Raw genomic sequence first — 20,376 nt, 5'->3', positions numbered from 1 at the left:
TCGGGTTTACCCATGCCCCGTGCGGCGCTTCCCCGGTACGCGACGGAGGCCGTGCCGGCATGCACGACGTGGGGCGAGCTTACCAAAAGCCCCTCCCCCCGCCAGCCCGGGGCGACGAGAAGGGGCAGTCTAGACGACGATGTCGTTGGCGCTGGTGATGGCCAGGATGATGCCGATCATGATCACGCCGATCACCGAGCCGATCAGCAGGATGGCCACCGGCTCCAGCAGGGCCAGGAACTGCTTCATGCGGGCCCGGCCCGATTCCTCGCACAGGCGCGCCAGCGAGCGCAGCATGGCCGGCAACTCGCCGGAACGCTCGCCCACCCGCACCAGGTTGTAGCCGGTGGCCGTCAGGGTGGCCTGCTCCTCCAGGGAGTCGGCCAGGGTGGCACCGGCGCGCACGTTGCGGGCCACCTCCTCCAGGCGGGCGCGGCGGCCGGGCGCGCGCACCCCCGCCTGGGCCAGCGACAGGGCGTCCAGCAGCGGTACGCGGTTGCCCAGCAGGGTGGCCAGGATGCGCGCCCAGGCGGCGGTCTCCGACTCGATGCGCCACGCGCCGATGACGGGCAGGCGCTCCAGGCGTTCGTAGCCGCGCGCGCGCGCGGCCGGATCGCGCAGCAGACGGTAGACCGACACGGCGGCAACCGCCAGTGCCAGCAGCACCAGCCACCAGTACTGGCGGGCGAACATGCCGGTACTCAGTACCGCCCAGCCCAGCCATGGCAGGTCGTCGGCGCGGTCCAGCAGGGCGGCGAACTTGGGCACGACGAAGGTGAACATCATCACCACCGCGCCCAGGCCGGCGGCGACCAGCACCGTGGGGTAGGTCAACGCCTGGCGGATCTCGCCGCGCACCTGCATGTCGTATTCCATCTGCGACACCGCGTCCTGCACGGCCTTGCCCAGTTGGCCCGCCTTCTCGCCGCTGCGCACCAGGGTGCCGACATAGGCCGGCAGCGGCAGCCCGGTGTCCAGCAGCGCCTGCGAGAACGGCTGGCCCTGGCGCAGGCCCGTGGAGACGGCCTCGAACGCGGCCAGCAGGCGGGGGTGGTGGGCCGAGCGCGATTGCGCGGCCACCGCCTCGGCCAGGGACACGCCCGAGGCCAGCAGCGTCGCCAGCTCGTGCAGGGCCAGGACGATGTCGCGGTCCTTCAGGCGGCGGCCGCGGGCGAAGCGTGCGCGCGGCGCGGCGGCGGCCGGTTCCAGGGCCAGTACCGACAGCCCGCGGCGCTCCAGCAGCCGCGCGGCCTCGCGCTCGCCGGCGGCGGCGATCTCGCCATCCAGCCTCGCGCCCTCGGCGTTGACCGCCTTGAACCGGAAGCTGGCCATCAGACCGCCGTCACCCGCAACACTTCATCCACCGTGGTGATGCCCTGCCAGGCCTTGAGCAGGCCGTCCTCGCGCAGGAAGCGGAAGCCGCGCTCGCGCGCCATCGCCCGCAACTGCGGGTGGGTGGCGCCGGACACCACCGCCTGCTGCATGGCCTCGTCCACCGGCACCAGCTCGTAGATGCCGACGCGGCCCTGGTAGCCGGTGTTCTGGCAGCGCGGGCAGCCAACCGCTTCCATCCATTTCGCCGGCGGCGCGTCGGCGCCGTATACGCGCGCCGCCCATTGTCCGGTCTCCTCCACGATGGCGTCGGGCAGCACCTGGGCGGGCCGCGCGCAATGCGGGCACAGCCGGCGCACCAGGCGCTGGGCCTGCACGCCCTTGAGCGGGGTGGCGACCAGGAACGGCTCCACGCCCATGTCGATCAGCCGGGTGAAGGCCGCGAGCGCGTCGTTGGTGTGCACCGTGGACAGCACCAGGTGGCCGGTGAGCGCGGACTGGATGGCGATCTCGGCCGTCTCCCGGTCGCGGATCTCGCCGACCATGATCACGTCCGGGTCCTGGCGCAGGATCGAACGCAGCACGCTGGCGAAGGTCAGGCCGATGTCGGCCTGGGTCTGGATCTGGGTGATGCCGGGCAATTGGAATTCGACCGGGTCCTCGACGGTGATGATCTTCTTCATGCCGTCGTTGCTGGCCGCCAGGGTGGCGTACAGCGTGGTCGACTTGCCCGAGCCGGTGGGACCGGTGACCAGGACGATGCCGTGCGCCTCCCGGCTCCAGCCGCGCAGGATGTGCAGGTGGTCCGGCGCCATGCCCAGGCGTTCCAGGCCCAGGTCCTTGCGCTCCTTGGGCAGCAGGCGCAGGACGATGGATTCGCCGTGCACGCCCGGCAGCGCCGAGGCGCGGATGTCCATGGCCTGGCCGCTGGCACGCACGCTGAGGCGGCCGTCCTGGGGCAGGCGGCGCTCGGCGATGTCCATGCCCGAGATCAGCTTCAGGCGCGATGCGACCGCGTTGAAGCGCTCGCGCGGCAGGCGCAGGCGCGAATAGAGCACGCCATCGATGCGGAAACGCACGACGAACTGGCTTTCCTCCGGCTCCAGGTGGATGTCCGAGGCGCGCTGCTCCACCGCCTGAGCCAGCAGGCTGTTGACCAGTTCCACCACCGGCGCCTCCTCGGCCAGCTCGCGCAGGTGGCGCACGTCGTCGCTGGCCCAGGCGTCGCCGCCGCGCTGCTCCTGGACGAGGGTGTCGAGGGTGCGCTCCAGCAACTGGCTGGGCGCCAGCACCATGCCGATGGCGCGCTGCGGCCACAGGTAGGCCAGCGCTTCCAGCAGCTCCGAATCGAGCGGATCGCGGCTGGCGCACCAGGCCCGGCCCTGGTCGTCCTCCCACAGCAGCACGTCGCGGTCCTGCATCCAGTCCAGGGCCACGTCGGCGCCGCCGGGCAGGCGCCAGTCGGCCAGGCCCGCCGGCAGAGGCAGCTCGCGCCCGGCCACGGGCAACCGCAACTGCGCCGAGAGCGCCTCGATCAACTGGTCTTCCGAGAGCGCGCCGATGCGCACCAGCAAGCTGCCGATGCGGCCGCCCACGCCGCCCTGCAGTTCCAGCGCGCGGTCCAGGTCGGCCTGGCGGATCGCGCCGCGCTCCAGCAGCAACTGCCCCAGCAGCAGCGGGGCATCCAGCGGTGCGGGCATGGCGTTCATCGCGAGGGAGGGACCTGGAAGTCGGAAAACGGCATTGTGGTACATCGGCGCGGGGGTGTCGCGCCCAAGGGCGCCCTACAGCAGGTCGGCGAAGCCGCGGCGCAGCAGGGAGAAGACCCACAGCCCGACCAGCAGCACCGCCACCGCCGCCAGCGAATAAAGGCCGAAGGCCAGCGGATCGGGCCACTGCCCGCGCAGCAGGCAGCCGCGCACCGCGTCGATGGGCCAGGTGATGGGGTTGAAGCGGACCACGCCGGCCAGCGCGGCGGGCACCAGGTTGGCGGGGAAGAACACCGCACCGGTGAACAGCATCGCGGTCACCAGCACGCCGACCACCTGGCCCAGGTCGCGGACGTACACCCCAAGCGCCGCGAACACCAGGGACAGGCCGTACAGCAGCACCAGGTAGGGCACCAGCACCAGCGGCACCGCGAGCGCCGACAGGTGCAGCCCGCTGCCGAACAGGCCGTTGATCGCCACCAGCAGCGCGAAGCCGATGGCCGCATGCACCAGCGCCGCGCCCACCGGCACCGCCACCAGCACGGGCAGCGGGAACACCATCTTGCGCACGAAGTTGCTGTTGCGCTGCATCAGGGTGGGCGCCTGCCCGATCGCCTCGGCCAGCACGCCATGGACCAGCAGCCCCGTGAACAGGTTGAGGATGAAGCCCAGGTGGTCGTCCTCGGCCACCCCGGGCCAGCGCGAGCGGAAGATGACGCCGAACATGAAGCCGAACAATGCCAGCATCAGCAGCGGCATCAGCACCGGCCAGACCCGCCCCAGCAGGGTGCCGCGGTAGCGGATGGCCAGATCCTGTACGACCAGGGTGCGCCAGAGGGAAGCCAGCTCGGCCAGGCGCCGGGGGGTGGGGATCGGCATTTTGTGCGCGCAGGAAAAACGCGAAGGGTAGCAGGCCGGGCACGGCCTGCCGCAGGAGCCGGCTTCGGTCGGCGATCCGGCATCGGAGCGGCGGAACGACGGCGTGCCGGGAGGGGGCCGGCCACCCGGCTTCCTCAATCTGTAAGAATCGACTTCAGCCGCCGACACGGCTCCGGAGCCGTGGAACGATCCGCGTGCCGGGATGAGGGCCGCCGGGGCGGCCGTACAGCCTGGAGCCAGAGCTTGGCGCTAGAATCACGCGCTTCCAGGCCTTATCCGGATTCCCCGCATGCGCAAGCGCCTCCCGTCCGTTTCCCGCCGCGCCGTACGCGGCTTTACGCTGCTGGAGATGATCGTGGTGCTGGTCATCATCGGCCTGATCATGGGCCTGGTCGGCCCACGCCTGTTCCGCCAGGCCGACAAGGCCAAGGTGCAGACCGCCGAGACCCAGGTGCGGATGCTGCGCGGAGCGCTGGAGACCATGCGCCTGGACCTGGGCCGCTTCCCCACCCAGGAGGAAGGCCTGCAACTGCTCACCTCGCGGCCGGCCGACCAAGCCGTAGGCCAGCGCTGGCAAGGCCCGTACCTGGAGGACGGCGTTCCGCAGGACCCCTGGGGCAACCCCTACCAGTACTCGCCGCGCCCGTCCGGCCATCACGCCATCACCCTGTATTCCTTCGGCGCGGACGGCCAGGCCGGCGGCGAGGGCAACGACGCCGACATCGGCCAACTGCCCACGCAATGATCCCGGCCCGGGGCTATACGCTTCTGGAAATGCTGGTGGTGGTGGCGCTGCTGGCCCTGGCCACGAGCATGGTGGCGCCGGCCGGCTACCGCATGATCGCCAGTTGGCGCGAGGCCGACGAGGTGGAGCGGGTGATGCAGGCCATCGCCGCGCTGTCGCTGCGCGCCCGCAACGAAGGCCGGGCCCTGGAACTGGCGACCCCGCCACCGGCGGCGGACGCCCCGGCCGATGCCGACGCCGGCACCGCGGGCACGGACCTGCTGCCACTGCCCGAGGGCTGGCGCCTGCAGATGCGCAACCCGCTGACGGTACGCGCCAACGGCGCCTGCTCGGACGCCGACGGGGTACTGGTCACGCCGCGGCAGGCGCTGCCGTTCCGCATCGAGGCGCCGTTCTGCCGGGTGCGGCGGGAACCCGCGGGCGCGGGCCGCTCATGAACCGTCGCGGGCGGGCGGCCCAGGGAGGGTTCACCCTGCTGGAGGCGATCGTGGCGATGGTGATCATGGCCACGTCCCTGCTGGCGCTGTATAGCTGGCTGTCCACGTCCACCCTGGCGCTGAACCGCGCCCAGGCACAAGCGCTCGCGCTCGAAGATGCGCGCGCCGCGCTGGCGCTGGTGGAGGACATCAACCCGATGGCCGAACCGGACGGCGAGCGGCTGGCCGCGCCCCTGGCCGTGCGCTGGCGGTCGCGGCCGCTGACCGAACGCAGGCCCGGCCTGAGCCGCATCGGCCTGCCCACCCAATTCGACTTCATCCTCTACCGGATGGACGTGGAAGTGCTGCGCGACGGCCGGCCCATGCGCCGGTTCGACCTGCGCAGGGCCGGCTGGGAAGTCGTGCGACCGCCGAACCTGGAGGCCGAATAATGACGTCCCGGCGCGCCTCGGGCCTGACCCTGCTGGAGATGCTGGTGGTGCTGATCATCGCCGGCATGGCCCTGGCCATCGGCTTCCAGTCGCTGGGGCAATGGCGGCGCGCGGACGCGGCGATCAACGGCCTGACCGCGCAGACGCGCCAGGCCTCGCTCACCCGCGGCTGGCTGGAATCGTCGGTGCGCGCGCTCATGCCGATCCAGGAGGAGGCGTTCTCCGGGGACGCGACCGGGTTTTCCGGCGTCACCCTGCAGCCCCTGCTCGATACCCAGGGCGGAGCCACCCCGGTGGCGTGGAAGGCCGTGCCTTCCGGCGGCGGGGTCCACCTGGAGATAGAGGAAGGCGGACGCTCGCTGGCCCTGCCGCTGGAGCGCGTGGCCCGCGCCGAATTTTCCTACCTGGACAAGGAAGGCGCCTTCCACCCGCAATGGCCGCCGGCGCTGGGCCTGCACGACCACCTGCCGGCCGCCGTGGTCCTGCGCCTGGCCGGCGACACCGGCGAGCAGCGCCTGTGGAGCGCGAGCATCGTCGGCATCCGCAACCCGGTAGTCATGCCCTATGAAGCCGAGCAGGACTGACCCGGCCCGGCCCGCACGCCGACAGGGCGGCTTCGTCCTGGTCATCGTGCTGACCTTGCTGGTGGTGCTCACCTTGCTGGCCGCGGCGGTGGCCGCCTCCGGCAGCCGTGCCGTGGCCGAGGCCCAGGACGAGATCGACCGCTTCCAGGGCGAACTGGACATGCGCTCGACCCAGGACACGGTGCTGTACATGCTGGCCACCCAGCGCCGCAACATCGGCGGGCTGGTGCCGCAGGCGACCGCGCCGGTGACCCTGGCCATGCTCGACGACGACGACGAAGGCAGCCATGCGTTGCCGCTGGGCAACGAGATCCGCCTGGACGGGTCGTTCTACCGCGGGCTGGGCGATGCGCAGTTCGCGCTGCAGGACGACCGCGGGTTGTTGAACCCGAACTGGATGTCGCCGAGCATCGTTCATGCGTTCTATGCATCCCGCGGCGCGCCGTCGGGCATCTGGAACGACCTGGATGCCAAGCGCCTGGACTACCAGGACCCGGACTCGCTGCACCGGCTGGGCGGCGCGGAGGAGGACGAATACCTCAAGCATGGCCGCCCGCCCCCGACCAACCGCGCCGTGGCCACGCCGCTGGAGTTCCGGCGCATCCTGGAATGGGACCGGCTGCTGGAAGGGCTGGACGACGGCCAACTGCTGCGCACGCTCACCACCCGGCGCGGGGCGACGATCAACGTGAACAGCGCTCCGGTCGAGGTCCTGGCCCTGATCCCGGGCATGGACCACGAACAGGCCCAGCGCCTGGCGGCGATGCGCCGGCAGATGCCGATCACCTCGTTCTGGACGCTGCGCCAGTCCTTTCCCATCACGCCGTTCATGGAAGAGAGCCTGACCCTCTTTCCAAACATATCCGGCAACCTTATCCTGCGGGATCGCCGTTTCGGCGCGAAAAGGCTTGCGCACTGGCGCCTGACGCCGCTCGCCGACGGCGGACCGCCCTGGCAGATCGACTACGAGGTCATCCTTCCGCGTGACGACGAATCCGATGATGCCGTGGCTGAAGCGCCTGCAACGCCGCTTCTTGCCCCGCAGGATGCTGCTGGGAACGGAGTCGAACCACGCACTTGAAGGCGGCGGCGGCGATGCGCTCGTCTGCCTGGTCGCGCGGGGATTGTGCCTGTTCGTCCGGGTGGACGCCAGCAAGGCGCCGGACAAGGAACGCCGCAATCTCGCCGCGCTGGCGGTGCGCCGCGCGGCGCCGTTCCCGGACCCGGAGTTCGGCGTGGCCTGGGAAGCGGACGGCCAGGGCGCGGCATGGTACTGGTCGCGTTCGCGGGTACAGGGGCTGCTGGCCGAGCGCGGCGTGCACGCGCGCCGGACCGAGTTCGTGCCCGAGGCCCTGTACGCCGGCGCCACCGGGACCGGGGACGACGGAATCGAGTTGCTGGAGCTGCACGACGGCGTGGAGGCCCGGGTATGGCGCAATGCGCGCCTGGTGGCCGACCGCTGGTGGCCGGCCGCGCCTTCGGCCGCGGAATGGCAGGCGTTCCTGCGATCGGCCGGCCTGCCGGGCGAGGCTTCGGCCGGCGCGCCGCAGGCGTTGCCCGCCGCGCTCGCCCGCCAGCCCTGGAGCCGGCGCGGCCGGCCGCGGATGGCGCTGTCCGGGCTGTCCGGCCTGGAGCGCCACCTGCCGCGCGCGGCCCTGGGGCTGGGCCTGGTGGTCGTGCTGGTAGCCTCGGTGCAACTGGGCAGCATCCTGCGCAGCCGGATCGACATCTGGCGCGCGCAGCAGGCGGCCGAGGCGCTGGACGAGCCGCTCAAGCGCATCCTGGCCGCGCGCGAGAGCAGCGACCGCGACATGGCCTCCATCGCCCAGGTACTCGCATTGCACAACGGCCGCAGCTCCGTCGTGCTGCTGGCCGAAGCCGCACGCCTGCTGCCGGGGCGCGACTGGCAGATCCGCCAGTGGAACCAACCCACGCCCGAGCGTATCGAAGTGACCCTGGCCATGCCGGATGCCGATCCGCAGAAGCTGGTCGCCACCTGGGAGGAATCGCCGATGTTCGCCGATGTCACCACCGACCTGCTCACGCGCAGCGGCGAGGTCGTGATCCGCGCCAGCGTCCTCCCCGCCACCGGGCCGGCGGCTCCATGAACCTGGCCGCCTCGCCGCTGGCCGCGCAACTGCGCCGGCAACTGGACGCCACTCCCTGGCTGCGCTGGGCGTTGCTGGCGATCGCCGCGCTGGCCGCGCTGCTGGTGCTGCAGGGACTGGAGCAGGTCCGCACCCAGGCCCAGAAGCAGGCCATCGACGAGGAGGTCAAGCTGCGCCGGATCAAGGCGCTGCAGGGCCAGGACGTGTGGCTGGCCCGAGCAAAGGAATCGGCCGCCCTGCGCGAGGCGCTGCTGGCGCAGATCCCGCCGGCCAACACGCCCGGCGCGGCCCAGGCCGCGCTGCAGAGCTGGCTGCAGAGCCTGGCCAACAGCACCTCGGACCCGCAGAAGGTGCGCACTGCGGTGGAAGGCACCGCGCCGGTGGAGGCGCTGCCCGGCGTGGTGCGCCTGCGCGCCACCCTGCGCGGCGGCATGAGCCCGCGCGAGGCGCTGAACATCGCCCGCCAGGTCGAAGGCGGCCGCGACCTCGTGGTGATCGAATCGCTGGACATCCGCAGCGACAGCAACCCCAATGCCTCCATCGGCATGAACGCCTATTACCGCCTGCCCGCGTCCGGCGCCGGGGCGCAGCCATGACCCGGCGCGGACGCACGGTGTTGCTGTTGGCCGCAGGCGCCGCCACGGGCGTGGCCCTGGGCGCCGCGTGGCCGCCGCCGCCGATCCCCAAGAGCCGCGAGGACGCGGCGGAATGGACGCTGCCGGCCGATGCCCTGGAGCGGTTGCCGCGGGACGCGGTGACCCGGGCCGGGCAGGTCCGCTGGCTGGGCGAAAAAGGCGCCGATGGCGACGGCCAGGCAAGCCAGGAATGGCGCCTGGCCGGCATCCTGCAGACGCCCCAGCCAGTGGCGCTGGTGGTGACCCCGGGCAAGCAGAAGCAGAGCTTCCGCCTGGAACCCGGCGCCACGCTCCCCGACGGCAGCCGCCTGGCCGCCATCGAGGGCGACACCGCAACCGTCGAGCGCGGCGCCTGCACGCTCGTCTACCAGCTCCACCGTTCCCAACCCATCCGTACTTCCGGCCCGTGCAGCGCCGGCACACCCGATACGGAGTAGAGGAAGCCCGATGATCCCGTCACGCAGTGCGATCGGCCTGGCCGTCTTCGCCATCACCCTCCTCGCCGGTTGCGCCAGCACGTCGCAGAAGGTCACGGTGCCGCCGCCGCTGGCGCTGCCCGCCAAGCCCGCCGCCTCGCTCGACGCCGAGCCGGTGGGCAACCGCTTGGCCCCCACCGAGCTGACCCAGACGGTCACCCCGCGGGTGGAGATGTCCAGTTCGGCGACCGCCAGCCTGGACAGCGGCGATGCGCTTCCGCCGCTGGGCAACACTCCGGTGAGCGTCAACGTGCAGGACCTGCCGGTGCCGGTGCTGGCCAACGAGGTGTTCGGCAACATCCTGGGCCTGAGCGTCAACATCGAGCCGCAGGTGGCCTCGCTGCAGGAACTGGTGACCCTCAACAGCGCCGACAACCTCAGGCCGGCCGAGCTGTTCAACCTCACCCGCCAGGTGCTGGCCGAATACGGCGTGGCGGTGAGCGTGGAAGGCCGGCTGGTGAACCTGCGCCTGGCGCCGAAGGGCGGCTCGGCCGTGCCCCCGCTGGTGATCAGCGGCAAGGCGCTGCCCAGCGTCCCGATGAGCCATCGCCCGGTGTTCCAGATGATCGAACTGGAGGTCATCCGCAGCGGCGACGCGGTGCGCTGGCTCAACACCCTGTTCGGCTCGGAACTCAAGGTCACCGAGGAGACCGCGCGCAACGCGATCCTCATCAATGGCCGCCCCAGCCAGGTGCGCCAGGCCATCGAGGCGCTGCGCGTGTTCGACCGCCCGCTGATGCGCGGCCGCATCAGCACCCGCCTGGAACCGGCGTTCCTCACGGCCGACGAGTTGTCCGCGCGCCTGACCGACGTACTCAACCTGCAGGGCTACAGCGCCAACCGCACGGCCGGATCGCCCTCCAGCGTGATCGTGCTGCCGATCGCGGCGGCCAACTCGGTGATCGTGTTCGCCGCCAGCCAGGAGACGATGGACTACGCGGTGGCCTGGGCGCGCGAACTGGACCGGCCGAGCCAGCACGCCGGCACCCAGTCGATGTTCTATTACCAGGTGCGCAACACCAAGGCCAAGGACATCGCCGATGTCCTCACCTCCAGCATCCGCAGCCAGGAGCAGAGCACGAATGCGGCGGCGACAAGCGCAACCGACCCGAACGCGGGCGGCGCAACTCCGGCGCGTGCGCCCTCCCGCAGCCCGATCGCCACCTCCGGCATCATGGTCGACGAACCCCGCAACGCCCTGATCTACCAGGGCGATCCGGCGCAATGGGAGCGTCTGCTGACATTGATCAAGCAGATGGACCGGGCCCCGCGCCAGGTGATGATCGAGGTCACCATCGCCGAGGTCACCCTCAACGACGACAACGAATACGGCCTGAGCTGGTTCGCCAAGGGCGGGTTCGGGCGGTTCGACGGCAGCATCTGGAAGGGCACCGGGTCGGGCGGGGCGTCTCCGGGCGCGTCCGGCAACGGCCTGACCTACCTGCTCGACGTGGCCGGCCAGAACCGGGTGGCCTTGACCGCCTTCGCCAACGACAACCGGGTCAGCATCCTGTCCACCCCGCGGCTGCTGGTGAAGAGCGGCAGCGAGGCCAACATCGACGTCGGCACCGAGGTGCCGACGGTGACCATGACCACCACCTCCAACCAGCAGACCGATGGCAACACCAACCTGCTGCAGTCCATCCAGTACCGCAAGACCGGCATCATCCTGAGCATCAAGCCCACCGTCTACTCCGACGACCGCATCGACCTGGACATCAGCCAGGAAGTGAGCGAGGCGCTGCCCCTGGACGACGGCGCGACCGCCAACTCGCCCTCGATCTTCAATCGCAGCCTCAACACCTCGCTCACCCTGCGCGACGGCGGCTCGGTGGTCATGGCCGGCCTGATCTCCGACCGCACCACCAACAGCGACTCGGGCATTCCCCTGCTCAAGGACGTGCCGGTGCTGGGCAGCCTGTTCAAGAACAAGTCGATCAAGAAGAACCGCACCGAACTGGTCCTCATCATCGTGCCCTACATCGTCGAGACCGACGACCGCGCGACCGAGCTGAGCCAGGCGGTGATCGAGCGCTTCGACCTGCTCGACCTGGATCAGGCATTGGCGCCGCAACCGCCGCCCTATCCGGTACCCGCGCCCATGCTTCCTCGCTCCACGCCCGCGGCACTCCCGCCGTCCTACGCTCCGTCACGCCCCTGACACCCGGCCTTCCAAGCACGCCATGAACACCAAGACCCTCGCCCTTTGCCTGTTGCTCGGCCTCGTCGCCTCCGGTTGCGCCCGCCGCGAAGCGGACGACGACGCCATTGCGGAAGAAACCGGCATTCCAGCCGCCCAGGAACAGGCTCCGGCGCCGCCCAAGGAAGTGGCCGCACTCAAGGTGGAGGTGACGCTGTCTCCGGCCGCCGAGCAGAAGCTCAAGGCCAGCGGCGAGAGCGTGCGCGTGGAAGTGGTCTACGGCGGAGACCCGGCGCCCGAGGCCACCCTCACGCCGAACGAGCTGGGCATGATCGAACTGGGCAAGAAAGTGTTCGAGCTCGATGGCAGCGGCGTGGTGGAGGTGCCCGAGTCGGCGGTGGACCGCAGCCGCCTGGACCAGATCGTCGGCCAGCCGCAGGTCATGGTGAACACCACCTCCGGCCGCAAGAGCACGCCGGAGAACCTGCTGGCCTGCGCCTTCTACTGGGACACGCTGGGCACCGCCGGACACGACGGGATCGCCGTCCCCTGCAAGCTGCTCACCGAAGCCAAGGGCGGCTGACACACCGCCCGGAGCATCGCGCCGCCGGAGGAGGAAGGCACACCGGAGGGCTTGCCTACGCGGAAGCCAGCGCCCGATCCAGATCGGCGCGCAGGTCCGCCACGTCCTCGATCCCCACGCTCAGCCGCACCAGCGCATCGCTCAGCCCCAGCCGCTCGCGCCGCTCCACCGGCACCGAGGCGTGGGTCATCACCGCCGGATGGTTGAGCAGGCTTTCCACGCCGCCCAGCGATTCGGCCAGGGTGAACAGCTCGGTACGCTCGCAGAAGCGCTTGGCGGCCTCGAAGCCGCCCTTCAGCACCACCGAGACGATGCCGCCGAAACCCTGCATCTGCCGCCCTGCCAGCGCATGCTGCGGGTGCGAGGCCAGCCCCGGATAGATCACCTTCTCCACGGCGGGATGCGCCTGCAGCCACTCCGCCAGGGCCTGCGCATTGTCGCAGTGCGCGCGCATGCGCAGCGGCAGGGTCTTGGCGCCGCGCAGGGCCAGGAAGCTGTCGAAGGGGCCCTGCACCGCGCCGACCGCGTTCTGCAGGAAGGCGATGCGCTCGCCCAGGTCGGCATCGCCGGCCACCACCGCGCCACCGACCATGTCCGAATGCCCGTTGAGGTACTTGGTGGCCGAATGCACCGCCAGGTGCGCGCCCAGTTCCAGCGGGCGCTGCAGCGCGGGCGAGGCGAAGGTGTTGTCCACCGCCACCAGCAGGCCGCGCCTGCGCGCGATCGCGGCCACGGCGGCGATGTCGACGATCTTGAGCATCGGGTTGGTCGGGGTCTCGATCCAGACCAGGCGCGTCCTGGGCGTGATCGCGGCCTCGAACGCGGCCAGGTCGGTCATGTCGACGAAGCCGAAGTCCAGCCCCGCGCTGCGCCGGCGCACGCGCTCGAACAGGCGGTAGCTGCCGCCGTACAGGTCGTCCATCGCCAGCACGTGATCGCCGCTGTCCAGCAGTTCCAGCACGGTCGAGGTGGCGGCCAGGCCCGAGGCGAAGGCGAAGCCGCGGCTGCCGCCCTCCAGCGCGGCCACGCAGCGCTCCCAGGCGAAGCGGGTGGGATTGTGGGTGCGCGAGTACTCGAAGCCCTGGTGCTCGCCAGGGCTGCTCTGCGCGTAGGTCGAAGTGGCGTAGATGGGCGGCATCACCGCGCCGGTGGAGGGATCGGGCGACTGCCCGCCGTGGATGGCCAAGGTGGCGAACGAGAGCGGACGGTCTTCGGCAGGCGCGTGTTCGGCCATGGATTCCTCGATGATGGTCTGGGATACGGATGCGATTGCGGCTTGCCGGGAAGGCGATGCGCCCTACTGCACCCGCCGCCGCAGGTAATTGAGCAGGTCGATGCGGGTGATCAGGCCGAGGAAGCGCTCGCCGTCGGTCACGATGGCCACCTGGCCGCGGTCGAACACCGGCAGCAGCGCCTCGATCGGCGAGTTCACGTCCAGGCGGTCGAGCTTGCTGACCATGGCGGTGCGCACCGGGTCTCGGAAGCGGGCCTCGTCGCCGTAGACGTGCAGCAGCACGTCGCTCTCGTCGACGATGCCGGCCAGTTGCCCGTCCTCCATCACCGGCAACTGGGAGACGTCGTACAGCTTCATCCGCTGGTAGGCGGTGACCAGCAGGTCGTCCGGACCGACCACGATGGTGTCGTTGCGGCTGTGCGGGCGCAGGATCAGGTCACGCAGGTCGCCGTGGCGCGGGCGCTCCAGGAAGCCGTTGTCCAGCATCCAGTCGTCGTTGTACATCTTCGACAGGTACTTGTTGCCGGTGTCCGGCACCAGTACCACGACCTTCTTCGGCGCGGCCTGCTCGCGGCAGTACTTCAGCGCCGCGGCCAGCAGGGTGCCGGTGGAGGAGCCGCCGAGGATGCCTTCCCTGGCCAGCAGTTCGCGCGCGGCGTGGAAGCTCTCCGCGTCGGTGATGGAATAGGCCTTCTTCACCCGGCCGAAGTCGGCGATGGACGGCAGGAAGTCCTCGCCGATGCCTTCCACCATCCAACTGCCCAGGTGGTCGCTGAGCGTGCCCTCGTTGACGTACTGGGCCAGGATCGAGCCGGCCGGGTCGGCCAGCACCAGCTCCACCTGCGGCGCCATCCGCGCGAAGCAGCGCGACAGGCCGGTCATGGTGCCGGCGCTGCCGCAGCCGAAGACGATCGCGTCGAACCCGCCCACCGCACCCATCTGCTCGACGATCTCCGGCCCGGTGCCGGCCTCGTGCGCGGCGGGGTTGTCCGGGTTGCCGAACTGGTTGACGAAGTAGGCGCCGGGCGTGCGCGCGGCGATGGCCGCGGCCAGGTCGTGGTAGTAGTCCGGGTGGCCCTTGCCCACGTCCGAGCGGGTCAGCACCACCTGCGCGCCCATGGCCTGGAGGTTGAATATCTTCTCCCGGCTCATCTTGTCCGGCACCACCAGGATCAGCTTGTAGCCCTTCTGCTGCGCCACCAGGGCCAGGCCGATGCCGGTGTTGCCGGCCGTGCCTTCCACCAGGGTGGCGCCCGGCGCGAGTTCGCCGCGCCGCTCGGCGGCCTCGATCATCGCCAGGCCGATGCGGTCCTTGATCGAACCGCCGGGGTTGGCGTTCTCCAGCTTGAGGTAGAGCTCGCAGACGCCGGTGTCCAGGCGCCGGGCCTTGACCATGGGCGTGCGCCCGATCAGTTCGAGCACGGAGGCATGCGGGGCCATCATCGCTCCGGGTGGCGGTGCCGCGCGGACGCAGCGGAACCTGGATTATCCGCCGGAAGCGGCGTCGGCGTCAGGTAGGGGCCGCCACGGCCGCGGCGGCGTGCGCCGGAACGCGGCACGGGCGGCGGCGGCGCGGCGCACGAAGCCGCCACCGCCGCCCGCGGCGGGAGGCCGCCGGGCCGTCAGTGGTCGCGGTCGTAGATGCGCAGCAGGCGCTGCTTGGCGACCAGTTTCTCGCGCTTCATCTGGCCGAGGGTGTTGGTGTCGATCGGCAGCACGCCGAGCTCGGCGTCCATCACCTTCTTGTCCAGCAGGCGGTGCCGCTGGTAGAGCTGCTTGAACTCGGGGTCTCGCTTCATCAGCGCATCGATCTGGTCCTGCGGTTGCCCTTCGAACATGTATGCACCTCCTGGGAGTGGCGCGTCCATTCCACGTGGTCCGGCCAGCCTGGCCGGCGGAAAAACGAACGCCCCGGACCTTGCGGCCGGGGCGTTGTCGGGACGGAACGGGTCCGATGCGCTTCCACTCTGGCGGACACCGCCGGTCGGGGTGCGAAACCCGGCGGCGGTCTCCTCTGGCGGAACGGATGGCTGCATCGGCAGTGGCTCCGGTCGTCCAAAGGGCAGAAGCACCCTCTGGAGAATCGACCCTACTCCACCCGATGGGCAGCGGCAAGCCGCCTTGCGCCGATTTGCGACCGGCGGCCGTGGAGGTCCCATGACAGCACGAGACCGAGGCCGGAACGCGCCCGCCGATCCCGCCGGAACGCCCCTATGGCGCCAGCGTCACCTCGGCCGAGCGCTTGGCCGTGGCCGCGCCGCGCCGGCCCTCGGCCTTGATCCGCGCGGCCGGCACGCCGCCCTCCACCAGGGCGTCGCGCAACGCCGCCGCACGCGCCTGGGCGGTCTTGGCGTCGTTGTCCCATGCGGCAATCCGCACTCCGCGCTTGCCGATCTGCAGGTACACGGCCAGCGCGGACGCCGCCGACTTGCCGGACGCGCTCAGCGCCGCCTTGCCGGGCCCGTAGGCATCGCCCGGCAGGACGAAGACCTCGCCCTGGCCCTCGAAGCGGGACGGCGGCAGCTTCTTGCCGGAAACCAGCTCGGCCTCCTGCCGGGCCAGTTCGGCCTCCTTGCGCCGGGCCGCGCTCAGTTGCGCGGTCTGGCGGCCGGTGGCCTTGCCCAGCGCTTCCTCGACCTCGCTGCGGGCGGCGGCCTCGGCCTCGGCGGCCATGCGCAGGCGCTCGGCCTCCTCGGCCTGGATCTGGGCCTGGATGCGCAGGCGCTCGCTCTCGCGGCGTGCACGCTCGGCCTCGCGCCGGCTGGCCTCCAGCAGCAGTTCGCTGCGCTGCATGTCCAGGCGGACCAGTTCGCGCTGGGCGGCCTCGTTGCCGGCGGCGATCTCGGCAATCTCCACCCGGCGCTCGGCCAGGTACAGCGCGTCGGCGCGCTCGGCGCGGCGGGCCTTGGCCAGGGCGGCGACGGCCTGCTGCGCGTCCAGCCGCTCGTAGATGCCCAGCCGCGCCTGCACCGGGTCGCCCTGGAGCGCGGCCAGCCGCGCCTGCAGCCGCGAGGCCTCGGCATCCTCGGCCGCCCGGGCCGGGGGTGCGGCCAGCCACAGCAGGCCGGCGGCCAGCGCCAGTGCCCGGGCCGACATCGAAAGGGGCCTCATGGCGCGCCCTCCCCGTCCAGGCCCAGCCGCTGCCGCAGCTCGGCGATCTCGCCCTGGCGCTGGCGCAGCGCGGATTCGGCACGGGCCTGCTCGCTGCGCACCCGGGCCAGGTCGGCATCGGCGGCGGCGCGCTCGGCCAGCGCGGCGGCCTGGCGGCGGTCGGTGCGGCTGCGCGAGGCGGCCCCGGCCTGGGCCTGGACCAGCGCCTGCCGGGCCGCACCGATCAGGTCGGGCGCGTAGTGGTCGGCATCGGCCTGCTGGGCCTGCATGACCGCCTGCTCGGCGCGCTGCACCTCGGGCAGGGCCTGGGCCTGGGCCGTGACCGACAGCACCGAAGCGACCGCCAGCGCATACAGGCGTCGCCGGAAGTGTGCGAAGCTAGGATCGTTCATTTGGGGAAGGCCGCATCCGGAAGGTCGCGGCCATTGTCGGAAGCCGGCGCCGCGCATGCAACGCCGCGGTTGCGGACCATTCAAACACGTGGGGATCGTCGCGTAATGGATATCGGCTACTTCCTGAAGCTGATGACCGAGAAGAACGCCTCGGACATGTTCCTGACCACCGGGGCGCCGGTCTACATCAAGATCGAGGGCAAGCTCTACCCGCTGGGCAATACCGGCCTGCCGCCGGGGATGGTGAAGAAGATCGCCTACTCGCTGATGGACGAGGGCCAGGTGCCGCAGTTCGAGCGCGACCTGGAGATGAACATGGCCATCGCCCTGCAGGACTCCGGGCGCTTCCGGGTCAACGTGTTCAAGCAGCGCGGCGAGGTCGGCATGGTGATCCGCGCCATCCGCAGCGCGATCCCCTCCATCGAGGAGCTGAACCTGCCGCAGGTGCTCAAGGACATCATCATGACCCCGCGCGGGCTGGTGCTGCTGGTCGGCTCCACCGGCTCGGGCAAGTCCACCGCGCTGGCCTCGATGATCGACCACCGCAACAGCAACATCACCGGCCACATCCTCACCATCGAGGACCCGATCGAGTACCTGCACCGGCACAAGAAGTCGATCGTCAACCAGCGCGAGGTGGGCCTGGACACCCACGCCTTCCACAACGCGCTGAAGAACGCCATGCGCGAGGCGCCGGACGTGATCCTGATCGGCGAGATCCTGGACGCCACCACCATGGAGGCGGCCATCGCCTTCGCCGAGACCGGCCACCTGTGCCTGGCCACGCTGCACTCCAACAACGCCGACCAGACCATCGAGCGCATCCTCAACTTCTTCCCAGAGAGCGCGCACAAGAACATCCTGATGAACCTGGCGCTGAACCTGCGCGCGGTGGTCTCGCTGCGCCTGGTCAAGGGCATGGACGAGCGCCGCCTGCCGGCCAGCGAGGTGCTGATCAACACCCCGCTGATCCGCGACCTGCTGCGCCGCGGCCAGGTGCACGAGATCAAGCAGGCGATGGAGGCCTCGCTGGAGGAAGGCATGCAGACCTTCGACCAGTGCCTGTTCCGGATGGTCAAGCAAGGCCAGATCGAGCAGGAGGAGGCGCTGCGCGCGGCCGACTCGCGCGACGGCCTGGCGCTGAAGTTCCGCCTGTCCGAAGGCGCCGACGGCGAGCACGACCCCTACGCCGATCTCAACGCCCCGGCCTCGCCGTCCATCACCCACGGCTTCGGCTGAAGGCCGCCCGGGCCACCGTCCCGGCGAATGCCGGGCCGGCGGGCATCACGCCACCTGCGGCGGGGCGTCCGGCTGCGCCTCGGGCGCGGCGGCACGGAACGCGGGCAGCGCCAGGCAGGCCCGCTCGATCCGCGCCAGCGTCGGCCAGGCCGCCACGTCCATGCCATGGCGGCGCGCGTTGTACAACTGCGGCACCAGGCAGCAGTCGGCCAGGCCGGGCGCGTCGCCATGGCAGAACTCGCCGGTGGACGGATCGTCCGCGACCAGCGCCTCGAACGCGCCCATGCCCTCCCCGATCCAGTGCCGCACCCAGTCGTCGCGCTCGTCCCGCGGCACGTTCCATTGCCGCTCGAAGAACTGCAGCACGCGCAGGTTGTTGAGCGGGTGCACGTCGCAGGCCACCAATTGCGCCAGCGCGCGGACGCGGCCGCGGTCGCGGGCGCTGTCCGGCAACAGCGGCTCGCGGTCGGGCCAGGCCTCGTCCAGGTATTCGAGGATCGCCAGCGACTGCCGCACCGCGCGGCGGCCGTGCATCAGCACCGGCACCAGGTGCTGGGGGTTGAGCGCGGCGTAGTCGGGCGCGTGCTGGCGGCCGCCGCCCTCAAGCAGGTGCACCGGCTGCTGCACGCACTCCAGCCCCTTGAGGCCGAGGCCGATGCGCACGCGATAGGCGGCGCTGGAGCGCCAGTAGGTATAGAGCTGGAGTTCGGTCGACATCGCGCACTCTCTGCCCTGGCCTTCACGACACGATTGTAGGAGCCGGCCCCGGCCGGCGATACGGGCCGGCAATGACGCCTGGGCGGCGGTCGAAGCCGGCCTCTCCATGCACCGGCACGCCCGCCGCCGGTGACTGCTACGGCAGCGGCTGGCGCTCGATCCGCTGCTCGATCGCGCCGAACAGGCTGCGCCCGGCGCGGTCCAGCATCTCGATGCGCACCGTGTCGCCGAACTTCAGGAACGGGGTGCTCGGCGCGCCGTCGCGCAGCGCCTCCACCGTGCGCCGCTCGGCGAAGCACGAGGCGCCGCGGGACACGTCCTGGTTGGCGATGGTGCCCGAGCCCACCAGCGTGCCGGCGGCCAGCGGCCGGGTCCGGGCGGCGTGGGCGACGAGCCGGGCGAAGTCGAACTGCATGTCCTCGCCGGCCTCCGGCGCGCCGAACCATCGCCCGTTGACGTGGGTCAGCAGCGGCAGGTGCAGCTTGTTGCCGCGCCAGTCCTCGCCCAGTTCGTCGGGGGTGGCGAACACCGGCGACAGCGCCGAGCGCGGCTTGGACTGGAGGAAGCCGAAGCCCTTGGCCAGTTCGCCCGGGATCAGGTTGCGCAGGGAGACGTCATTGACCAGACCGACCAACTGGATATGTCCGGCGGCCTGCTCCGGCGTCACCGCCATCGGCACGTCGTCGGTGACCACCACGATCTCGGCCTCCAGGTCGATGCCGTGGTCCTCGCTGATCGCGCGCACCGGCTCGCGGGGGCCGAGGAACCCGGCGCTGGTGGCCTGGTACATCAGCGGGTCGGTGTAGAAGCTCTCCGGCACCTGGGCGCCGCGGGCACGGCGCACGCGCTCCACGTGCGGCAGGTAGGCGCTGCCGTCGACGAACTCGTAGGCGCGCGGCAGCGGCGCGGCCAGGGCGTGGACGTCCAGGTCGAAGGCCTCCGCCGCGGTGCCGGCCTCCAGCGCCCGGGCCAGGGCATCCAGGCGCGGCGCGGCATGCTGCCACTGGTCCAGCGCCTGCTGCAGGGTGGCGGCGACGCCGGTGGCGCGCACGGCCCGGGCCAGGTCGCGCGAGACCGCCACGAGGGTGCCATCGCGGCCGCCTTCCTTGAGGGTTGCGAGCTTCATCGCGGCGTGTGCTCCCGGGGGCTGGAACGGCGATTGTACGGAATTCACGGACTTCGTTTCATATGAAACGCATTCCGGGCGACAAACCTTGCAGACGGCCGCCGACTCCAGCCGCCCGCGGAGCCGGGAATGGCCCCGCACGGTCCCGAAGCCAGGAACGGCAAGTGGACGATATGCCGATCGCCCCGTCCCATCCGGCTCCCGCACCATGCGCCAAGACCCGCCTGCGCGCAGGACCGCTGCTGAATGGCACCCCTCGCGCACGCGGGGGCCGGGGCCACGGGATTCGCGCTTGCGGGCGCTATCCCGTAGAATCCGCGCCCTGATTGCCTGCGGCCGTCCGTTTCCCTCCGGGGCCGGTCCGCGCCGGATCCGTCCGGCGCCCGTCTCACTCCGACGCCTTCCGCCATGCAATCGGACCGGCACCTGCCGGTCGTCCCCTTCTCGCAGCGCGGTTCACGGGAACGCTCCGAGCCACCGATCGATACCGATCAGCCT

At 71.2% G+C, this 20,376-nt stretch carries 21 protein-coding genes; 11 read left to right on the top strand and 10 right to left on the bottom strand.

Features of this window, described 5'->3' with window-relative positions; genetic code table 11:
• Positions 1 to 129 precede the first annotated feature (129 nt).
• The 3 genes from HNR76_RS00775 to HNR76_RS00765 all read right to left on the bottom strand — a co-directional run bounded on the left by HNR76_RS00775 (position 130) and on the right by HNR76_RS00765 (position 3,920).
• Positions 130 to 1,332 (bottom strand): type II secretion system F family protein, encoded by a 1,203-nt coding sequence (locus HNR76_RS00775; RefSeq protein ID WP_162310733.1) that lies wholly within the window; start codon positions 1,330 to 1,332, stop codon positions 130 to 132.
• Positions 1,332 to 3,032, bottom strand: a complete 1,701-nt coding sequence (locus HNR76_RS00770; RefSeq protein ID WP_162310734.1) for a GspE/PulE family protein — start codon at positions 3,030 to 3,032, stop codon at positions 1,332 to 1,334. The genes HNR76_RS00775 and HNR76_RS00770 overlap by 1 nt, the downstream gene beginning before the upstream one ends.
• An 84-nt stretch (positions 3,033 to 3,116) precedes the next feature.
• Entirely contained in the window at positions 3,117 to 3,920 is an 804-nt protein-coding gene (locus HNR76_RS00765; RefSeq protein WP_162310735.1) for an ABC transporter permease, read from the bottom strand.
• 289 nt (positions 3,921 to 4,209) lie between these two features.
• Here HNR76_RS00765 and gspG point away from each other — a divergent pair, with 289 nt between their 5' ends.
• From gspG to HNR76_RS00715, 10 genes are read left to right on the top strand one after another with little or no spacing between them, the layout of a single operon-like run.
• The gene (gspG, locus tag HNR76_RS00760) at positions 4,210 to 4,665 is read left to right on the top strand and encodes a type II secretion system major pseudopilin GspG (RefSeq protein ID WP_162310736.1); all 456 of its coding nucleotides are present in this window, start codon (positions 4,210 to 4,212) and stop codon (positions 4,663 to 4,665) included.
• The gene (locus tag HNR76_RS00755) at positions 4,662 to 5,102 is read left to right on the top strand and encodes a prepilin-type N-terminal cleavage/methylation domain-containing protein (protein WP_162310737.1); all 441 of its coding nucleotides are present in this window, start codon (positions 4,662 to 4,664) and stop codon (positions 5,100 to 5,102) included. Before gspG ends, HNR76_RS00755 begins: the two co-directional genes overlap by 4 nt.
• The gene (locus tag HNR76_RS00750) at positions 5,099 to 5,533 is read left to right on the top strand and encodes a PulJ/GspJ family protein (protein WP_162310738.1); all 435 of its coding nucleotides are present in this window, start codon (positions 5,099 to 5,101) and stop codon (positions 5,531 to 5,533) included. The genes HNR76_RS00755 and HNR76_RS00750 overlap by 4 nt, the downstream gene beginning before the upstream one ends.
• Positions 5,533 to 6,117 carry a pilus assembly FimT family protein gene (locus tag HNR76_RS00745; RefSeq protein ID WP_162310739.1) on the top strand — a complete coding sequence of 195 codons (585 nt, stop codon included), beginning with the start codon at positions 5,533 to 5,535 and terminating at the stop codon, positions 6,115 to 6,117. The genes HNR76_RS00750 and HNR76_RS00745 overlap by 1 nt, the downstream gene beginning before the upstream one ends.
• Positions 6,098 to 7,198 (top strand): type II secretion system protein GspK, encoded by a 1,101-nt coding sequence (locus tag HNR76_RS00740; protein WP_162310740.1) that lies wholly within the window; start codon positions 6,098 to 6,100, stop codon positions 7,196 to 7,198. Before HNR76_RS00745 ends, HNR76_RS00740 begins: the two co-directional genes overlap by 20 nt.
• A complete protein-coding gene (locus HNR76_RS00735) occupies positions 7,164 to 8,225 on the top strand; it encodes a hypothetical protein (protein ID WP_162310741.1) in 1,062 nt (353 codons plus the stop codon). The genes HNR76_RS00740 and HNR76_RS00735 overlap by 35 nt, the downstream gene beginning before the upstream one ends.
• On the top strand, positions 8,222 to 8,821 hold the full coding sequence (locus HNR76_RS00730; RefSeq protein ID WP_162310742.1) for a hypothetical protein: 600 nt from the start codon (positions 8,222 to 8,224) through the stop codon (positions 8,819 to 8,821). Before HNR76_RS00735 ends, HNR76_RS00730 begins: the two co-directional genes overlap by 4 nt.
• Positions 8,818 to 9,297 (top strand): hypothetical protein, encoded by a 480-nt coding sequence (locus HNR76_RS00725; RefSeq protein ID WP_162310743.1) that lies wholly within the window; start codon positions 8,818 to 8,820, stop codon positions 9,295 to 9,297. The genes HNR76_RS00730 and HNR76_RS00725 overlap by 4 nt, the downstream gene beginning before the upstream one ends.
• Before the next feature lie 10 nt (positions 9,298 to 9,307).
• Complete coding sequence (locus HNR76_RS00720) at positions 9,308 to 11,497, top strand: secretin N-terminal domain-containing protein (RefSeq protein ID WP_162310744.1); 2,190 nt, start codon at positions 9,308 to 9,310, stop codon at positions 11,495 to 11,497.
• A gap of 22 nt (positions 11,498 to 11,519) precedes the next feature.
• Positions 11,520 to 12,059 carry a hypothetical protein gene (locus tag HNR76_RS00715; protein ID WP_162310745.1) on the top strand — a complete coding sequence of 180 codons (540 nt, stop codon included), beginning with the start codon at positions 11,520 to 11,522 and terminating at the stop codon, positions 12,057 to 12,059.
• Between the two features lie 55 nt (positions 12,060 to 12,114).
• On the opposite strand, the gene HNR76_RS00710 is transcribed toward HNR76_RS00715, so the two are convergent.
• From HNR76_RS00710 to HNR76_RS00690, 5 genes are all read right to left on the bottom strand, one after another.
• Positions 12,115 to 13,293, bottom strand: a complete 1,179-nt coding sequence (locus tag HNR76_RS00710; protein WP_162310746.1) for a cystathionine gamma-synthase — start codon at positions 13,291 to 13,293, stop codon at positions 12,115 to 12,117.
• A 63-nt stretch (positions 13,294 to 13,356) separates the two neighbouring features.
• Positions 13,357 to 14,733, bottom strand: coding sequence for a pyridoxal-phosphate dependent enzyme (locus HNR76_RS00705; protein WP_162310747.1), 1,377 nt, complete (start codon positions 14,731 to 14,733; stop codon positions 13,357 to 13,359).
• 182 nt (positions 14,734 to 14,915) lie between these two features.
• Complete coding sequence (locus HNR76_RS00700) at positions 14,916 to 15,131, bottom strand: HP1242/YdcH family protein (protein WP_162310748.1); 216 nt, start codon at positions 15,129 to 15,131, stop codon at positions 14,916 to 14,918.
• Positions 15,132 to 15,504: 373 nt separating this feature from the next.
• Positions 15,505 to 16,404 carry a hypothetical protein gene (locus tag HNR76_RS00695; protein ID WP_183982042.1) on the bottom strand — a complete coding sequence of 300 codons (900 nt, stop codon included), beginning with the start codon at positions 16,402 to 16,404 and terminating at the stop codon, positions 15,505 to 15,507.
• Positions 16,401 to 16,796 (bottom strand): DUF4398 domain-containing protein, encoded by a 396-nt coding sequence (locus HNR76_RS00690; protein WP_162310749.1) that lies wholly within the window; start codon positions 16,794 to 16,796, stop codon positions 16,401 to 16,403. The genes HNR76_RS00695 and HNR76_RS00690 overlap by 4 nt, the downstream gene beginning before the upstream one ends.
• Before the next feature lie 105 nt (positions 16,797 to 16,901).
• On the opposite strand from HNR76_RS00690, the gene HNR76_RS00685 reads away from it, so the two are divergent.
• Positions 16,902 to 18,035: a PilT/PilU family type 4a pilus ATPase gene (locus HNR76_RS00685; RefSeq protein ID WP_162310750.1), complete on the top strand. Its 1,134-nt coding sequence runs from the start codon at positions 16,902 to 16,904 to the stop codon at positions 18,033 to 18,035.
• 45 nt (positions 18,036 to 18,080) lie between these two features.
• On the opposite strand, the gene maiA is transcribed toward HNR76_RS00685, so the two are convergent.
• Together maiA and HNR76_RS00675 are read right to left on the bottom strand one after the other, a co-directional pair.
• A complete protein-coding gene (gene maiA / locus HNR76_RS00680; RefSeq protein ID WP_162310751.1) occupies positions 18,081 to 18,752 on the bottom strand; it encodes a maleylacetoacetate isomerase in 672 nt (223 codons plus the stop codon).
• Between the two features lie 136 nt (positions 18,753 to 18,888).
• Positions 18,889 to 19,878, bottom strand: coding sequence for a fumarylacetoacetate hydrolase family protein (locus tag HNR76_RS00675; protein ID WP_162310752.1), 990 nt, complete (start codon positions 19,876 to 19,878; stop codon positions 18,889 to 18,891).
• Positions 19,879 to 20,376: the final 498 nt, after the last annotated feature.

The organism is Pseudoxanthomonas broegbernensis, assembly GCF_014202435.1.
Taxonomy (GTDB): Bacteria; Pseudomonadota; Gammaproteobacteria; order Xanthomonadales; family Xanthomonadaceae; genus Pseudoxanthomonas; species Pseudoxanthomonas broegbernensis.
Note: the sequence above shows the minus strand (reverse complement) of the source record. Positions and strands in the feature narration are given on the sequence as shown.

What these genes read in the sequence shown, in the direction of transcription:
- HNR76_RS00775 (WP_162310733.1), bottom strand. Translation starts at nt 1,332, where the DNA reads ATGGCCAGCTTCCGGTTCAAGGCGGTCAACGCCGAGGGCGCGAGGCTG.
- HNR76_RS00770 (WP_162310734.1), bottom strand. Translation starts at nt 3,032, where the DNA reads ATGCCCGCACCGCTGGATGCCCCGCTGCTGCTGGGGCAGTTGCTGCTG.
- HNR76_RS00765 (WP_162310735.1), bottom strand. Translation starts at nt 3,920, where the DNA reads ATGCCGATCCCCACCCCCCGGCGCCTGGCCGAGCTGGCTTCCCTCTGG.
- gspG (WP_162310736.1), top strand. Translation starts at nt 4,210, where the DNA reads ATGCGCAAGCGCCTCCCGTCCGTTTCCCGCCGCGCCGTACGCGGCTTT.
- HNR76_RS00755 (WP_162310737.1), top strand. Translation starts at nt 4,662, where the DNA reads ATGATCCCGGCCCGGGGCTATACGCTTCTGGAAATGCTGGTGGTGGTG.
- HNR76_RS00750 (WP_162310738.1), top strand. Translation starts at nt 5,099, where the DNA reads ATGAACCGTCGCGGGCGGGCGGCCCAGGGAGGGTTCACCCTGCTGGAG.
- HNR76_RS00745 (WP_162310739.1), top strand. Translation starts at nt 5,533, where the DNA reads ATGACGTCCCGGCGCGCCTCGGGCCTGACCCTGCTGGAGATGCTGGTG.
- HNR76_RS00740 (WP_162310740.1), top strand. Translation starts at nt 6,098, where the DNA reads ATGAAGCCGAGCAGGACTGACCCGGCCCGGCCCGCACGCCGACAGGGC.
- HNR76_RS00735 (WP_162310741.1), top strand. Translation starts at nt 7,164, where the DNA reads ATGCTGCTGGGAACGGAGTCGAACCACGCACTTGAAGGCGGCGGCGGC.
- HNR76_RS00730 (WP_162310742.1), top strand. Translation starts at nt 8,222, where the DNA reads ATGAACCTGGCCGCCTCGCCGCTGGCCGCGCAACTGCGCCGGCAACTG.
- HNR76_RS00725 (WP_162310743.1), top strand. Translation starts at nt 8,818, where the DNA reads ATGACCCGGCGCGGACGCACGGTGTTGCTGTTGGCCGCAGGCGCCGCC.
- HNR76_RS00720 (WP_162310744.1), top strand. Translation starts at nt 9,308, where the DNA reads ATGATCCCGTCACGCAGTGCGATCGGCCTGGCCGTCTTCGCCATCACC.
- HNR76_RS00715 (WP_162310745.1), top strand. Translation starts at nt 11,520, where the DNA reads ATGAACACCAAGACCCTCGCCCTTTGCCTGTTGCTCGGCCTCGTCGCC.
- HNR76_RS00710 (WP_162310746.1), bottom strand. Translation starts at nt 13,293, where the DNA reads ATGGCCGAACACGCGCCTGCCGAAGACCGTCCGCTCTCGTTCGCCACC.
- HNR76_RS00705 (WP_162310747.1), bottom strand. Translation starts at nt 14,733, where the DNA reads ATGGCCCCGCATGCCTCCGTGCTCGAACTGATCGGGCGCACGCCCATG.
- HNR76_RS00700 (WP_162310748.1), bottom strand. Translation starts at nt 15,131, where the DNA reads ATGTTCGAAGGGCAACCGCAGGACCAGATCGATGCGCTGATGAAGCGA.
- HNR76_RS00695 (WP_183982042.1), bottom strand. Translation starts at nt 16,404, where the DNA reads ATGAGGCCCCTTTCGATGTCGGCCCGGGCACTGGCGCTGGCCGCCGGC.
- HNR76_RS00690 (WP_162310749.1), bottom strand. Translation starts at nt 16,796, where the DNA reads ATGAACGATCCTAGCTTCGCACACTTCCGGCGACGCCTGTATGCGCTG.
- HNR76_RS00685 (WP_162310750.1), top strand. Translation starts at nt 16,902, where the DNA reads ATGGATATCGGCTACTTCCTGAAGCTGATGACCGAGAAGAACGCCTCG.
- maiA (WP_162310751.1), bottom strand. Translation starts at nt 18,752, where the DNA reads ATGTCGACCGAACTCCAGCTCTATACCTACTGGCGCTCCAGCGCCGCC.
- HNR76_RS00675 (WP_162310752.1), bottom strand. Translation starts at nt 19,878, where the DNA reads ATGAAGCTCGCAACCCTCAAGGAAGGCGGCCGCGATGGCACCCTCGTG.